This is a genomic window from Tenuibacillus multivorans, from assembly GCF_900103915.1.
GTDB lineage: Bacteria > Bacillota > Bacilli > Bacillales > Alkalibacillaceae > Tenuibacillus > Tenuibacillus multivorans.
In genome coordinates this window covers 93,121-109,220 of record NZ_FNIG01000005.1, presented here as the reverse complement: position 1 = coordinate 109,220, position 16,100 = coordinate 93,121, and the positions used below count along the sequence as shown (strand labels likewise).

The following is a 16,100-nucleotide window of genomic DNA, read 5'->3' as shown; positions in this document are numbered from 1 at the left end:
CACAACGGGATCACTCTTCTATGTTTAACAAATCTACAACACTGTTTAATACATATTTAGGCTGAATACTACTTTTCTGAAGTAATTCATAATCCGTAATACCCGTTAAGACTAACGCGCTATTCATATTGTTTTCATTTCCCATGAGTATATCAGTTTCCAACCGGTCACCTACCATAAAGCAATCCTCAGGTAATAGTTTTAACACATCTTGGATCACATATTGAGCCATCATTGCAGAAGGCTTCCCTGCAATAAAATCTACTGTTTTACCTATAACACCCTCAATTGCCCCAATCATAGCACCACAATCTGGAATCATCCCGCCCCCTTTAATGGGACAAGACCGATCGGGGTTAGTTGCCACCAACTTTGCACCATTTAGAAATGCTTGATAGGCTTGGTCAAGCTTATTATAATCGAATTTTCTATCCCAACCAATTACTACAACTGAAGCATCTATCGGGTCGTTCGTAATATTTACACCAGCTTGTGTTAATTCGTCAAATAGCGGGACCTCTCCAATCACAAAAGCTGCCTGGTCATTAATTAACTCATCATTTAAAAACTTAGCTGTAATATAGTTAGAATTAATTACTTGATCAATCGAGCAATTAAACCCCATTTGACTTAGTTTAGTAACATAATCACTTCTTCTTGCTATCGATTTATTTGTAAGGAAGACAATTTTATCGCCTTTATCTTTTAGATGATTTAGTGTGTTTATAGCACCTTCAATGGCTTCATCTTCTAAATAAATTGTTCCATCTAAATCAAATACATATCCTTTTGTCATATTTATTCACCATTTATTGAGATTGTTTACGAGAAATTAAATTCGCTAATGATTGTAAAACTAATACAATTACGACTAAGATTACTGACATAGCGGCAGCAGTATAATATTCTCCTCTTAAGATATTTTGGAAAATTGCTAGACTCATCGGAGCCCACTCTGCTGGTGCCATAAGTATAGAAATACTAGTTTCCTTAATGACCGTTACAAAAACGAGAATAGAACCAGCCGCAATACCCGGCATTAATAAAGGCCCAATGATGGTAATAGCCGCCGTAAAACGACTAGCTCCCAGATTTACAGCTGCCTCTTCGATATCTGCTTTTATCATTCTCATTGTGCTAGTCGTTGATCGAATCATATAAGGTATACGTCTAATGGTGTAAGCCACTATTAAAATCAAGGCAGTCCCGGTTAATTGTAATGGTGCCGTGTTAAAGGTTTGAATTAAGGCAATACCCAAGGCAATACCAGGAACAACTAGTGGCATTGTCGTAATAAAATCCAATTTACTAGAGTTTTCTCTTACTACGAAGTAAGAAATAAACGTGGCAATCACAACTGACAGTACCAGAGCTCCAGCAGCTAAAATAATGCTATTCCTAATATTATCAAAGGATGTACTAAAAACATCTGTATAATTTTCTAACGTATAGCCATCTGGCAATGGTCCTAGTCCCCATGTTGTTGCGAGTGATTGTAAGAATACTGTGATCATCGCCAATAAAGGAACTGATACTATAAACAATGAATAAACTGATAAAACAGTGTTAACTTTTTTATTGTCACTTAGTTTTTGTGCTTTAGGTTTACCTGAAACGGAGCCATAATTTTTACCCTTAACAAATAGATTTTGTAGCCAGAAGAAAAATGCTGCAACTAACACCATAACTACTGTTAAAATTGCGGCACCTGCCCAATTGAAAAAACCTGCAATCTCACGGTAAGCCTCCACTACTATTAAACTTAAATCTTTTGGCGCAAGAATAATTGGAGTACCGAAATCGGAAAAGCTTACGGTAAAAATTAATAACGCACTTGAAATAATACCTGGTAAGGCTAAAGGTAACGTGATAAATAAAAATGTAAAATATTTTTTGCTTCCTAAATTTAATGAAGCCTCTTCAAGTGAAACATCACTTACTTTGAAAGCAGCAACCATCGGCCATAAAGCATAAGGGAAAAAGAAAAACACTTGTACCAGTACGATTCCCGTCATCGAGTAGGGGTCAATTAACATATCTTGTCCGCCCAATCCCTGATAAATGTATGTAACCCAACCAGCACGACCGAACATAATGATAAAGGCATAAGCTGAAATAAATGTTGGGATAATTAATGGAATAATACATAATGCAGAGATCGTCCTCTTAAATGGCATTTTAGTCCTTGCAATTCCGTATGCAATCGGAATACATACCAAAATAACGATTAATGAAACAAATAATGATAATTGTAAACTGTTAATTAACGCACCCAAATAACCTGAACGAGCCACCATATCTGCATAATAATCAAGATTGGCATTCTTCAGCTTATCCATAGTCGATAACAATGTATCAACATTAACTAATGAACCTAATAAATTAATTGGCTGCCCAGTAAAACTAACTAAAAATACAGAGAAAAGAGGTAAAAGTAAAAATAAAACGAAGAAGGCATAAATCATCCATTTAATCACTTTCATCCCATTAAATTTTTCTATTATACCTCTCATAAAATTAGCACCCTTTCAGGTTCAACAGTTAACTTTAATGTCGTTCCTGGTTGATAAATACTATCACCAGAGTTATAAGTCGTGTCTACTAAATAATTTTCATTACCTGCTTTTACATCATACCTAACGATCGAGCCTAAATAGGTTGAAAATAATACTTCACCTTCAATTACATTATCAAAGCTTCCTGCATCTTTTTCATCATTAATAATAGTTAGGTGCTCAGGTCGTATCACAACATCTACTTCACCGGTTGAATTTGAATAAGTTGACTTCAATTGATTACCATCTACGTTAACGAACATTTCATTGTTTATACTTTCAGCTTTACCTTTCAATAGATTAGACGTGCCAACAAAATCAGCAATAAATGGTGTACTAGGGTTACTATATAAATCTGTTGGTGTTCCAACCTGCATAACTTCTCCTTGATCCATAACTGCAATACGATCAGCCATACTCATCGCTTCTTCTTGATCATGCGTCACAAATATAGTTGTAATTCCTAAATCTTGCTGTATCCGTCTAATCGTGTTCCTCATTGTATGCCTTAATTTTTGGTCTAGGTTTGACAGTGGTTCATCCATTAATAGAATGGATGGCTCCATTACTAATGACCTAGCAAGCGCAACACGCTGCTGTTGACCACCTGATAGTTCTCCAATCATACGTTGAGATAAATGGTCTAACTCGACGTATTCTAATATCTCATTAACTTTGTCCTTAATATGATTTGGATACGAAAATAATTTGTTACTTAACATTCGTCCATAAACTTTACCTTTATTTAAAAATCCACCCTCTTTTAAATCCTTTATATTTAAACTATAAGCTACATTATCAAATACGTTTAGGTGAGGAAATAAAGCATAGCTTTGGAATACCATTCCACAATTCCGCATGTTTGCTGGGATATCATTGACGACTTGATCACCAAGAATAATTTCTCCATCTGTTGGGTCCTCAAAACCAGCAATACACCTCATTGTTGTTGTTTTCCCACAGCCAGAGGGCCCTAAGAGAGCGAAAAACTCGCCCTCTTCGATGTTAATATTTACATTTTTAAGTGCTAAAGTCTCTCCAAACTTCTTAGTCAAATTTTTAATTTCAACAGAGCCCATAAAGTAACCACCTTACTTTTTTTAGTTTACTTTTTCATTCCATTCATCACGAATTCGGTCATAGTTTTCAATTACCCAATCAATATCTAAATCCATGGCGCTTTCTTGTGCTTTTTCAAGCGTTAATGGAGTTTTCGATTCAACATTAGGGTTGATCGGGATATGGTACCAATCAGCTAAAATTTGTTGTCCATCTTCTGATAAGAGGAATTCAATTAGTTCTTTACCACCTTCAGGGTTTGGACCTTCCTCCACTAACGATACAGGGTTAACAAGTACTGGTGTTTCTTCAGGTAAAATAAAATCAACCGATTCACCGTTAGCCTGTTGCTCATACGCCATAAAGTCGAAACCCACACCAATATGTGCTTCACCCATTGCAACTGCCTTAGTAGGTCCTGAACCTGAGTCAGGAGTCGCATTTGCCTGTTCCGTTAATTTTTGAAAGTATTCCCAACCTTCTTCTTCTCCACGTGCCATCATCTGACTTAATACCATCAGCGTAGCAGTTCCCGATGCAGCTGGATTCGAGAACTGAATCTTACCTTCCCATTTAGGGTCCAATAAATCATCCCATGTTTTTGGGGCTTCTTCCTCTGAAACAAGCTCAGTATTATAAACAAAACCTAGAACAAATACTTCTATTCCTGTGTAATAACCATCTTGATGCTTAACCTTAACACCGTTTTCAACGACCTCCCAATCCTCTGCCATTTCAGGAGTGTAAGGGGCTATAATACCTTTATCCACAGCATTTTCAAATGGTAAAATCCCCCCACCTCCATACCAAATATCTGCTTGAGGGTTGTCTATTTCAGCCATCATACGGTTTACTAACACATTTGTACCAGCATAGTTAACATTTACTTCGCCACCATGCTTTTCCTCAAATGCCTCAGCAAGTTCTCTAGTCATATCAGGGGTTTCCGGAGAATAAAAACTAATACTTCCTGGACCATCTCCAGAACTATCTCCACCTTCACCTGAACATGCTGTTAATACAAAACCTAAAATAAGTACAAAAGACAACATTAACTTAAAAGAGTTCTTCATGATATTTCCTCCTTAATATTAAATTTTTATAATAAAACCACCGTAAAAGGCAGTTTATATATAAAAAAAGAGAGAAAACACCACAATAAACCACCCCCAAAAGACTTGGGGTAATTTATATGGGCTTTCTCTGAGTAATCTCTTCCCTAATAATTTTATTAATTACTAATTTATATGAAAGCGCTTTAAAAATCAAGCCTATTTTTGAAATAATTTGAATTTTAATGACTAATTTTTTTTCGTAAGATTATAGAAATTGACTAAACATCTCTAACCTGCATCTATGCTGGTTGTAAAAAGATTAAACTAAAAATTGTTTGCCTCTCCCCTCTTCTTCAACGCATACTCTAGCGCACCTGTACCGATAAATACGCCACTTAAAATTAATAAAAATCCAATCATATGGTTGATCGTAATCACTTCGCCTAAGAAAACAGCTGCACCCGTGATCGCAAAAAGTGTATTTAAATTCGTAAAAACAGCCGACTCAGCCGGTCCGACCTTTTTAATCGCATAATTATAAGTCATGTGTCCAAAAGAAGTAGCAAGTATCGCACTAAATAGGAATACGGCCCCTATTTTCCAATCAAATAAATACGTAATCTCCCTAAGATTGGAGCCAAATGCTAGACTCGTTAAAAAGATAAAAAACGATCCTAGTACGAGTAAGTAACCGGTTGCCAACCTCGGATCAAAGGTCGGTTTCAACTTACTAATAAGGATAAAACTAAAACCCTGTACGATAACGCCTAGAAAGACAATAAAGTCCCCGATTGAGATGGCTGCCACGCCCTCTCCCCCAGTTAAAGTCGTTACCGCGACACCTATAAAACCGAGCAAGAAACCAAACACCCTAATCCAAGTGACATGTTGGCGTAAAATCATCACCGCCATCATCACAGTCACTAGCGGCATTAAGCCTAAAATCAGTCCGGCATTAACACCAGAAGTCTTCTCTAAACCAACCGCAACTAATGTATGATGAAGGATCACATTAAAAATCGATATATAAAAAATAACCAACCACTCATTGCGTAGTGGTAGTCTAAAAATCCCCATGATCCTACACGCTATTAAGACCGCGACACCTGCTGTAAATATGCGCACCGAGGTTAATAGAATGGGATCAACGGCATCGACAAGTACCTTAAGTGCTGAGACGTTTAACCCCCACATCAGCATAACTAAGGTCAAAAGACTGTAAATTTTAATCTTCATCCGCTCACCTTATTTCTAAAGTTGATTCTTCAATATTATAAAATTTCGAGTACAGAAGCAATACTATCAGTTTATCAAAACAGTGATATGACCAGGAAATGATTGATTTATTTCGTATTGTTTTGGCGGATTGCTCCCTATTTGGCGGATTGACCTCTCTTTTTGGCGGATGCTCCCTTTATTTTGGCGGATCGAACTCTCTTTTCGGCGGATGATCCTTTTATTTTGGCGGATTTGAACTCTCTTTTCGGCGGATGATCCTTTTATTTTGGCGGATCGAACTCTCTTTTCGGCGGATGATCCTTTTATTTTGGCGGATTTGAACTCTCTTTTCGGCGGATGATCCTTTTATTTTGGCGGATCGAACTCTCTTTTCGGCGGATGATCCTTTTATTTTGGCGGATCGATTTCTCATCTTAACTAGCCTAGCTTTCAAATTAGTGAGTGCACTCCTGATACATCGCTAAAAGCTTTCCGGAACTCCTGACATAGCCAGGGGTTTTCAAATACATAAAAATAAATACAGGAACTCCTCTCAGTCCCTGTATTACCCTAACACAGCGCGATCGCTTTCAATTTGTTTGCCGCGAATGCGCTGAAATTCATCTAATAGATTTTTAATTGTTAGGTTCTGCTTCTCTTCTCCTTTTACATCAAAAATGATTTCGCCTTTATCCATCATAAACAGCCGATCACCTAAATCAAGCGCCTGCTGCATATTATGTGTCACCATCATCGTCGTTAACTCGAATTTCCCAACAACGTCTGCGGTGATTTCTGTAATTAACTCCGCGCGTGATGGATCGAGTGCGGCAGTGTGTTCATCAAGTAAAAGAATATGTGGCTCTGTAAAAGTGGCCATGAGTAAGGATAAGGCTTGACGTTCTCCTCCTGATAACAGTCCGACTTTGGCGTTCAACCGATCTTCTAATCCTAAATTTAACGATTCGAGGTATTCTCTAAAGTAGTCCTTCCGTTTTTTCGTCACGCCTGGAACGAGCCGACGTTTTTTATTCCGTGCATAGGCCATGGCCAAGTTTTCTTCAATGGTCATGGTTGGTGCGGTTCCGGCCATCGGGTCTTGGAATACGCGTCCGATCATTTTAGAACGTTTGTATTCAGGTAAATGGACGACATTTTGATCATTAATGAACACATCTCCAACATCAGGATGCAAACTTCCCGAAACAACATTCATTAAGGTTGATTTGCCCGCTCCGTTACTCCCAATAACCGTGACAAATTCACCTTTATTTAATTCTAAATCAATGCCCTGTAAAGCTTTCTTTTCATCAGGTGTATCTTCGTTAAACGTCAGGGAGACGTCTTTAATATTAAGCACTGGCCTCACTCTCCTTCTGTTGTTCCATGAGTGCCGCACGTTTTGCTTGGCGACGTTTTTTGTCTTTTCTAGCCTGCAAAATCTTAGGTGTAACAAGAGCAGCAATAACTAGAATGGCTGTAATCAGTTTTAGGTCACTTGATTGAATACTTAGGTAATCCACTCTTAATGCAACCGTAACAACAACTCGGTAAATGATTGCACCACCAATCACCGCCAAAGTGACACGTGTGATCGTTTTCTTACCAAATAAGGCTTCACCGATAATGACTGATGCCAGGCCAATGACAATCATCCCGATTCCCATGTTTAAGTTGGCAAATCCACCATGCTGTCCAATTAGGGCTCCAGATAGTGCGACTAAGCCGTTAGAAAGGCCGATACCAATAATAATTAAAAAGTTGGTATTCGCTGATAGACTACGGATCATTTTTTGGTTATCGCCTGTCGCACGAATGGCAAGACCAATTTCTGTTTTCAGGAAGTAATCGAGTAAAAATTTAATCGCTAATGTTAGAATCGCCATCATAATTAGAATCGCCCAAGTTGTCGGGACCCGGTCGAGTTCAAACACATTTAACATACCGTTTAGGGCTGAATCAATACCTGTACTCGCCCAGAGTGATTCGATTTGACTGACAAGGGTTGATTCGTTCAGCAATGATACGGTTGGCTGTCCCATAAATCTTAGGTTAATCGAGTAGAGGGCAATCATCATTAAAATCCCTGATAATAAGGCATTTATTTTTCCCGCCGTATGAAGAATCCCTGTTATACAACCGGCTATAAATCCTGCCAGTGCGCCGATCAAAGTTGCCAAAACGGGCGGCGTTCCATTTACAATTAAGACACCTGTGATCCCAGCACCTGTGACAAAGCTTCCGTCAACGGTTAGATCAGGGAAATCTAACACACGGAATGATAAATAAACGCCCAATGCCATAATGGCGTAGATGACTCCTGATTCGACTGCTCCAAATAATGCTATAAACATGACGTCATCTCCTTCTTTACCTATGTAGCAGTAAAGCAGGCCAAAGCCTGCTTTACCTTTTTCTTATTCAGCCGTTTCAACAAATTGGGCATCTTCATCCCAATCTGAGTTCCATTCAATATTTTGCTCTTCAGCTCCGTCTTCGTTAATGAAAAGCTGAATTTCTGGTGGATATTCTGGCGGGATGTCGCTAGGCGATTTTTCACCAGTCAGAATAGCGGCAGCCATTTCACCTGTGCGGTATCCAATCGTATTGTAATCAATGCCAAATGTCGCAAAGCCACCTTTAGCAAGCGAATCTGGTTCCCCTGTAATCAGTGGAATATCTTGATCATTCGCAACACCGACGACACTATCTAAAGCTTCAACAACCGTGTTATCGGTCACGATATAAAAGACATCAACCTCACTCACTAACGTTTGCGCTGCCTGCTGTACCTCTGATGCATTAGAAACCGTACGCTCTTCTAAGCTTAAGCTAGTTCCTTCAGCTGCTGCTTTAACATCTTCAATTTGAGTAACAGAATTCGGTTCACCAGCATTATAAATTAAACCAACTGTTGAGCCTTCGAAGTACGTATCGATAAACTCGACTGTGCTGCTAATTGCCTCAGGGTGTAGGTCAGAAACCCCTGTAATGTTTGCGCCTGCTTCATCCATTGAAGGTACTAAGCCTGCATCGACCGGGTCAGTAACTGACGTGTACACGATTGGAATATCACTTGTCGCATTTAATGCCCCTTGCGCACTTGGTGTTGAATTCGCAAAGATTAGATCGACCTCATCCGCTACAAAACCGTCTGAGATGGTTTTCACGTTGTTTTGGTCATTTTGTGCACTTTGAAAATCGTATTCGACCTCTAATCCGGCATCAGCTAAAGCTTCTTTAAAGCCTTCATAGGCGCTATCTAGCGATGGGTGTTCAACAATTTGTGTCGCACCTACGGTATAAGTGGCATCATCGCCTCCAGAACCGTTTTCTCCCTCTCCGCATGCGGCTAGTAATACGATACCTAATACAGCTACTGCCACAAGTAGTAACCTTTTCTTCATCAATCATTCCCCCTCAATATTATTTTTTGCTAGATCTTGGTGAGAAAAACGTTACTAACTTAGGTTAAACTCCTTTCTACGATTTTGGTTTGTTGTTTCGTTGGTGGAAGATGAATGGATTGCCCGGTTAAGGCATCAACAGCCTCTAACAATCCTTCATTGGTACTTGGATGTGCATACAATGGAAATGTCACATCCTCTACCTTAGCCGCCATTTCTAGAAGTTGAACAAAGGTGCTCGATAGCTCAATGGCCCCTTCTCCAATCATATGGATACCGAGAATAATCTCGGTGTTTGCATCACTAATAACTTTAATCATACCGTCTGTTTGTCCTGTTAGCTTGGCATAGCCATTCGCATTCAGGTTAAATTGACCGACATGTATATCTAAATCATGCTCCTCCGCTTCCTGCTCAGTTAACCCAACTGATGCAATGGGCGGGGTCGTATGCATGATGGTCGGTAAAAACGTAAGATCCACTTCTGGATTTTTACCTGCTATGGCTTCGGCAGCGACCTTTCCTTGCTTAATCGCTTTGATGGCTAATGATGGGCCTTCTGTCACATCACCAATCGCATAAATCGATGGGATGGATGATTGCATCGTGTTGTTAACGATGATGTGACCATCTGAAGTCTGGCCGATTCCGAACCGGTCAATCCCAAGTGGTTCTAAGTTCGGCTGTCTATCGCCACTCGTATATAAATGGCTTCCTTCTATGGTTTGTTCTTTGCCTTTGTCATCGGTAAGCGACACGATGACACCTTCGTCTGTTTCTTCGATAGATTTTAAGGAATCCTTTTTAATCAGACGAATTTTTTTCTTCTTCAATGATCGTTTTAACTCTTTCTCAATCGCTTGATCTAAGTTAATATCATCATCTTGAATCAACGTCACCTTTGATCCAAACGATTGATAGGTCGTCGCCATTTCAAATGCAATGAGGTCTCGACCGTAAACAATCAAATGCTCCGGGATTTCCTTAAAATTAAAGATGTCATGCGATAGAAAAATTCGCTCACCCTGCTTTGGGAAATGTTCAGGGAAAACCGCTGTACTTCCAGTGGCAATGATGGCCTTATCAAATAGGTAAGTATCAAATTGATGGCCATACTCCACACCGATTCGATCTCCGCCTGTAAAGGTTGCTTTTCCTTGGATCACCTCGATTTTATTCGCTTGACAAAGGGCTTCAACCCCTTTTCGAAGCTGTTCAGTAATCTGAGATTTATAATCGATTAAAGTGTCTAAATCAATCTCCCCTGTACTAACATCAAGTCCCATCTTCTGCATTTGAGGAATTTCGGATTTCTTTTTAGCCGCATGCGTCCATACTTTAGATGGGATGCAGCCTTGATTTAAACAAATCCCGCCTAAATCGGCCTGCTCGACTAATGTGACCTCTAAACCAAGCTGTGCTGCACGAATAGCAGCTGTATATCCACCAGGGCCACCACCAATGATGATGAGATCTCTTTCTTCGGTAATTTCTCCAACAACCATCTATATCATCTCCAGCATGAGTTTGTTCGGATTTTCGATTAAACCAGCTAAGCGGTTTGTAAAATCGACAGCCTTCGCTCCATCTGCGACACGGTGGTCAAATGACATCGACACATTCATCATATGGCCGATGACAATTTCGTTATCCTCGCTCACAATCGGCATCTTTTTCGTTTTATGAAAAGCGATTAAAGCTGTTTCAGGATAGTTAATAATCGGTGTCGCACCGGTACTGCCAAGCGGTCCTACATTACTTACCGTAAACGTTCCATTTTGCATATCGGCTGGTTTTAACTGTCCCTCTTTCGTTTTTTGATTAAGCTCTTTAATCTCATCGTGAAGCTGTTGTATTGACTTTTGGTCGGCGTGATGCAGTACGGGTACAATTAACCCATCTGAGGTGTCTGTGGCAAGCCCAATGTGGTAATCTTTTTTCAGGACAATGGTTTCATTTTCTTCATCTAATTCTGCATTAAATACTGGGAAGTCTTTTAACGCGATCGTGAGTGCTTTAACTAGGAAGGCTGGTACTGAAATCGAATCGCCTGAGGCTTTTAATTCCTCGCGAAGCTCGACTAATCGCGTCATATTGATTTCATCGAAGTGTGTCACATGAGGTATGGTATAGATTGATTTCGTCATTTTATTAGCAATTTGTTTGCGAATACCACGGAATGGAATTTCATCTGGCTGTGTTGATTGAACGGCTTGCTCTCGTGTTGGTGCTTGTGGCTCTGGTTTTGCAGCTTGCTCACCGTTGATATATTGATAAACATCTTCTTCCGTGACACGGCCGGATGGATCTGTTGCTTGAACGTTTTCAATATCAATGCCGTGGTCACGTGCTATTTTTCTAGTAAAAGGTGTCGCTAATACGCGGTTAATCGTCGTTTGTATGCGTTTTTTCGTCAGCTCTTTTGCTGCTAGTTGAGTGACCGCATGTTCTTCACTTGCTGCGTCTGCTTCAGCTGGTGCTGGTTCACTCGATTGCGGCTCAGCACCTTCACCTTCAAGATATAAAAGTGTTGTCCCAACTTGAACCGTTTCACCGACTGGGACGACAATCTCTTTAATCGTACCGGTTCCTGGGGATGGAAGCTCAGCCACCATTTTATCGGTCTGCACTTCAACGAGGGGCTGATCAGCTTTTACATGATCCCCTTCTTTCACAAAATAATGAACGATTTCCCCTTCTGTCATCCCTTCACCGATATCATGTAGTTTGACATCCAACATCAATTTCCCTCCTAAAAGTGCACCGCTTTTTCAATACTTGCTAAAACGCGTTTTGGCGTTGGTAAATGATGATCCTCTAGCGCGAAGAATGGAACTGGGACATCAAAACCGGTGACCCGTTCAATCGGTGCTCTTAAATATAAAAAGGATGTGTCATGAATAACCGACATAATATCTTGACCAAGTCCACCAGTCGATTGGGCTTCATGGACAATGACCGCACGACCCGTTTTTTGGACGGATTCGGCTATTAAATCACGATCTAATGGGTACAACGTCTTTAAATCAAGGACTTCACAGCTCATACCCTGCTGTTCTGCTTGTTTTACGGCCTGCTGTGCGACAGGAAGCATAGCTCCCCAGGCGATGACCGTCACATCCGTTCCTTCTTGCACCCTTTTGCCTTTTCCGATTTCGAGCGTGTATTTTCCTTCAGGCACTTCTTCGCGTTGCGCCCGGTAACTCCGCATCGGCTCCATAAATATGACTGGGTCAGGATCCTCAATCGATGCAATGAGCAGTCCTTTTGCATCATACGGCGTGGATGGACAAACGACTTTAATCCCCGGCATATGGGTAAAAATGGCCTCAGCACTATCGGAATGAATCTCTGGTGCACGAATCCCTGCGCCATACGGAGCCCGGACGACTAACGGAACCGAATAATGGCCCATCGTTTTCGCGCGAATTCTTGAGACATGCGTCATCAATTGATCAAAGGCTGGGTAAATAAACCCCATAAATTGCATCTCGGCAACCGGTTTAAACCCGTTTACCGCTAAACCGACTGACGTTCCGACGATACCCGATTCGGAAAGTGGCGTATCGACAACGCGGTCTTCCCCAAATTGTTCTTGGAGCCCTTCCGTTGCCCGGAATACCCCGCCGTTTTTACCGATATCTTCACCTAAAAGCATCGTCGTCTTATCTGATTCAAGCATCGTTTTCAGCGCATCATTAACTGCTTGAACCATCGTCAGCTTTTGTGTCGTATTCACTTGCGTTTTCGTTTCCGTTTTGACATCCATGTTACACCCTCCCTAGATGCTCAAGATATGCGTGTTTTTGTTCCTCTAGCTGTTTTGGGTTGTTCTGAAAGACATGGTCAAATAAATCTTCAGGATTTGGCTTCGGATATTGTTCCATCGCTTCAACGGCCGCTTCAACCTCATTGGTTAATTCGTTTTCAATCTTAGTTACCCAAGCTTCATCCCAAAAGTCATGATGCTTCATATAATGTTCTAATCGTTCAACCGGATTGATCACATTCTCACCTTGCCCATCAGGACGATACTTCGTTGGATCATCCGCTGTCGTATGAGCTCCAGTTCGCCACGTAACCGCCTCAATAAGTGTCGGCCCTTCGCCATTTCGTGCTCGCTCTACGGCTTTTTTCGTTTCAAAGTAAACCGCAAAACAGTCATTCCCATCAATTCGAACACTTGGAATGTCATAGGCTAACCCTTTTTGCGCAATCGTTTCTGAATGCATTTGTTTTTCAACCGGAACGGATATAGCATATTGGTTATTCTGATTAAATAAAATCGTTGGCGTTTGGAATACACTCGCAAAGTTTAATCCTTCATGAAAATCGCCTTCTGACGTTGCGCCGTCCCCAAAGTAGGCGATTGCTACATTGCTCGTGTCTTTCCGTTTTTCTGCCCAGGCTGTTCCAACTGCATGCGGAATTTGCGTCGCAATCGGCACCGCTGCTGGAAAAATGTTTTTCCCCTCAGGTGGGATCACACCTTCTGATCGTCCGTTCCAATATAAAAATGTCCTCATCATGTCCGCTCCAAAGGTTAACGTCGCCCCGTGATCACGATAAGTCGGAAAAACCCAATCATCGTTTCCTAAAGCTAAAACACTCCCAACCTGCGATGCTTCTTGCCCCTCAAACGGCGGATACGTACCAATGCGCCCCTGCCGTTGCAGGCTAATCGCTTTCCGATCAAACAATCGAATCCGTAGCATATGGTAATAAAGCTGTTGAACGAGTTCCTGATCTATCTCGCCTTCATATTGTGAATCGATTAAATTGCCCTGATCATCGATAATCTTCTTGATTGGAAATTGTTTTTCCATCTCGGACACCCCCAAAACGTGATTAATGTCGAATATGCCATTTCGGACTACTGGACCATTTAAAAAAGCTGTTGCGCTTCTCGCGGTTAGCCATCATTTTTTCACAAATCTGATTAGCCGCTACAACCGTTGATATATGGTCAAGCTCAGCTTGCTGGTAAACATTGATCATCGTGTTATAGATCTCTTTTGTCTTGTGTAAGACGCGTTCCTTATTCGCGCCGTACAGTTCATCCGATACTTGAATCAGGCCACCGGAATTAATGATATAGTCCGGTGCGTAAAGAATACCGCGCTTCGCTAACTCAACGCCGTGTTCATCTTTCAGCAGCTGACTATTCGCCGAACCGGCAATCGCCTTGAATTGAAACTGATTAAGCGTCGTATCGTTGATAATGCCGCCAAAGGCACACGGGACGAAGATATCGGCAGGCTGTGCGTAAATATCATTCGAATCGACAATGGTAACGGAACCATTCGTCGTTTGAGCGCGCTCTTGAATGGCGTTTAAGCTTGTGTCATTAATATCCGTTACCATCAAGGTCGCCCCTTCATCAAGAAGACGCTCAGCCACCTTAAATCCGACTTTACCAAGGCCTTGAATCGCAAACGTGACCTCGCTTAAATTTTCGTGATCAAACAACATATTCGATGTCGCCTTAAGCCCATACAGGACACCTTCAGCCGTTGGAATCGATGAATCACCACCGCCTCCATATACTTCTGGAAGTCCAGCGATATTGTTCGTTTCTTTCATCGCATGAACAAAATCATCTAACGTTGTTCCCATGTCTGTCCCTGTGTAAAAACGGCCACCGAGAGAATCAACAAATTGTCCAAATGCGCGGAATAATTCAGGTGTTTTATCCTTTTGAGGATCTCCGATGATGACAGATTTACCACCGCCAAAGTCGACATCTGCCGCGGCACATTTATAGGTCATACCTTTCGATAATCTTAAAGCATCGTCTAAGGCATCATCAAAGCTTTCATACGGATGCATACGACAACCACCAATTGCCGGACCAAGCTTTGTGCTATGTATGGCAATTATAGCTTGAAGATTCGTTGAAGGATCATTACAAAAAACCACTTGTTCGTGCTCAGACATTTTTTCTAGAAGCGCAAAATTATCATTTTTCGATGAAGCAGTTATGAAACTCATACTCATCCTCCTCATGTCAGTTTAATCATTCGCTAGTCGATACCGTCTTATTGCGAATGACCTCTTTCGGTAAAATGACTTGTTTAACTTTTCCCTTTCCAATTAGGCCATACTCATTTCGAGCCTCTACCGTTGTGATGACTTGTTGGTCGCGGTATTCAGTTAAGGTTGCGGTTAAAATGACATTAGAATGACGTGGTGCTGCATCAATGTGCTTAATTTCAACCGCTGCTCCCATCCCCTCTTCGTGTTCTTCTAGAAACGGAAGAATGATTTTACGTGACACCCATTCCATGTGATAGACCATCGCTACCGTGGAATAAACGGGGTGAACCACGTGGCCTTCAAAAGAAGCAAACATATCATCTGTTACTTCGACTTGAATTGTTTCAGTTCGCCCTACTTCTATACCAGGCTTCATATTATAGCTCACCCATTTCGTTAAAGCGCTTTCAAGTTTTATAAAGAATCTTTTTTCTTACGCTCTGTTAAAGTACAGTTAACATCCGTAATGGCGGAATGTGTGCTTACCTTGGCGGATGGCACCCCCGTTTTGGCGGATTGTGTGCTTATCTTGGCGGATCGAACCTCCTTTTTGGCGGATGGCCCACTCATTTTGGCGGATCATCCTCTCTTTTTGGCGGATGACCTACTCATTTTGGCGGATCGAACAACCATCTTGGCGAATTCAACCCCTCTCACGGAGGATTTTACTTCCACCTTGAACATGTCAGGTGCCGATTCGCTTCAAAACCAACACAGAGCACTTGTTAAAAAGCTGATTCATATGACGTTATTTTAACGCTATTTTATCA

At 41.1% G+C, this 16,100-nt stretch carries 15 protein-coding genes; 1 reads left to right on the top strand and 14 read right to left on the bottom strand.

Annotation, left to right across the window (positions count from 1 at the left end; genetic code table 11):
* Positions 1-10: 10 nt before the first annotated feature.
* The 14 genes from BLP77_RS09250 to BLP77_RS09185 all read right to left on the bottom strand — a co-directional run bounded on the left by BLP77_RS09250 (position 11) and on the right by BLP77_RS09185 (position 15,706).
* Positions 11-796: an HAD-IIA family hydrolase gene (locus BLP77_RS09250; RefSeq protein WP_093856841.1), complete on the bottom strand. Its 786-nt coding sequence runs from the start codon at positions 794-796 to the stop codon at positions 11-13.
* Between the two features lie 13 nt (positions 797-809).
* Complete coding sequence (locus tag BLP77_RS09245; RefSeq protein ID WP_093856840.1) at positions 810-2,513, bottom strand: ABC transporter permease; 1,704 nt, start codon at positions 2,511-2,513, stop codon at positions 810-812.
* Complete coding sequence (locus tag BLP77_RS09240; RefSeq protein WP_093856839.1) at positions 2,510-3,634, bottom strand: ABC transporter ATP-binding protein; 1,125 nt, start codon at positions 3,632-3,634, stop codon at positions 2,510-2,512. Before BLP77_RS09240 ends, BLP77_RS09245 begins: the two co-directional genes overlap by 4 nt.
* Positions 3,635-3,655: 21 nt before the next feature.
* A complete protein-coding gene (locus BLP77_RS09235) occupies positions 3,656-4,687 on the bottom strand; it encodes an ABC transporter substrate-binding protein (RefSeq protein ID WP_093856838.1) in 1,032 nt (343 codons plus the stop codon).
* A 306-nt stretch (positions 4,688-4,993) separates the two neighbouring features.
* Positions 4,994-5,905 carry a DMT family transporter gene (locus BLP77_RS09230; RefSeq protein ID WP_093856837.1) on the bottom strand — a complete coding sequence of 304 codons (912 nt, stop codon included), beginning with the start codon at positions 5,903-5,905 and terminating at the stop codon, positions 4,994-4,996.
* A gap of 547 nt (positions 5,906-6,452) precedes the next feature.
* Positions 6,453-7,247 carry an ABC transporter ATP-binding protein gene (locus BLP77_RS09225; RefSeq protein WP_093856836.1) on the bottom strand — a complete coding sequence of 265 codons (795 nt, stop codon included), beginning with the start codon at positions 7,245-7,247 and terminating at the stop codon, positions 6,453-6,455.
* Entirely contained in the window at positions 7,240-8,241 is a 1,002-nt protein-coding gene (locus tag BLP77_RS09220) for an ABC transporter permease (protein ID WP_093856835.1), read from the bottom strand. The genes BLP77_RS09225 and BLP77_RS09220 overlap by 8 nt, the downstream gene beginning before the upstream one ends.
* Before the next feature lie 63 nt (positions 8,242-8,304).
* Entirely contained in the window at positions 8,305-9,294 is a 990-nt protein-coding gene (locus BLP77_RS09215; protein ID WP_093856834.1) for an ABC transporter substrate-binding protein, read from the bottom strand.
* 59 nt (positions 9,295-9,353) lie between these two features.
* Positions 9,354-10,799 (bottom strand): dihydrolipoyl dehydrogenase, encoded by a 1,446-nt coding sequence (gene lpdA / locus BLP77_RS09210; protein WP_093856833.1) that lies wholly within the window; start codon positions 10,797-10,799, stop codon positions 9,354-9,356.
* The gene (locus BLP77_RS09205) at positions 10,800-12,035 is read right to left on the bottom strand and encodes a dihydrolipoamide acetyltransferase family protein (RefSeq protein ID WP_093856832.1); all 1,236 of its coding nucleotides are present in this window, start codon (positions 12,033-12,035) and stop codon (positions 10,800-10,802) included.
* A gap of 11 nt (positions 12,036-12,046) precedes the next feature.
* On the bottom strand, positions 12,047-13,063 hold the full coding sequence (locus tag BLP77_RS09200; protein ID WP_093856831.1) for an alpha-ketoacid dehydrogenase subunit beta: 1,017 nt from the start codon (positions 13,061-13,063) through the stop codon (positions 12,047-12,049).
* A gap of 1 nt (position 13,064) precedes the next feature.
* Positions 13,065-14,120, bottom strand: a complete 1,056-nt coding sequence (pdhA, locus tag BLP77_RS09195) for a pyruvate dehydrogenase (acetyl-transferring) E1 component subunit alpha (protein WP_093856830.1) — start codon at positions 14,118-14,120, stop codon at positions 13,065-13,067.
* 22 nt (positions 14,121-14,142) lie between these two features.
* Positions 14,143-15,285: a Leu/Phe/Val dehydrogenase gene (locus BLP77_RS09190; protein ID WP_093856829.1), complete on the bottom strand. Its 1,143-nt coding sequence runs from the start codon at positions 15,283-15,285 to the stop codon at positions 14,143-14,145.
* A gap of 25 nt (positions 15,286-15,310) precedes the next feature.
* On the bottom strand, positions 15,311-15,706 hold the full coding sequence (locus BLP77_RS09185; protein WP_093856828.1) for a thioesterase family protein: 396 nt from the start codon (positions 15,704-15,706) through the stop codon (positions 15,311-15,313).
* Between the two features lie 153 nt (positions 15,707-15,859).
* Here BLP77_RS09185 and BLP77_RS09180 point away from each other — a divergent pair, with 153 nt between their 5' ends.
* Positions 15,860-16,087 carry a hypothetical protein gene (locus tag BLP77_RS09180; RefSeq protein WP_176753028.1) on the top strand — a complete coding sequence of 76 codons (228 nt, stop codon included), beginning with the start codon at positions 15,860-15,862 and terminating at the stop codon, positions 16,085-16,087.
* Positions 16,088-16,100: the final 13 nt, after the last annotated feature.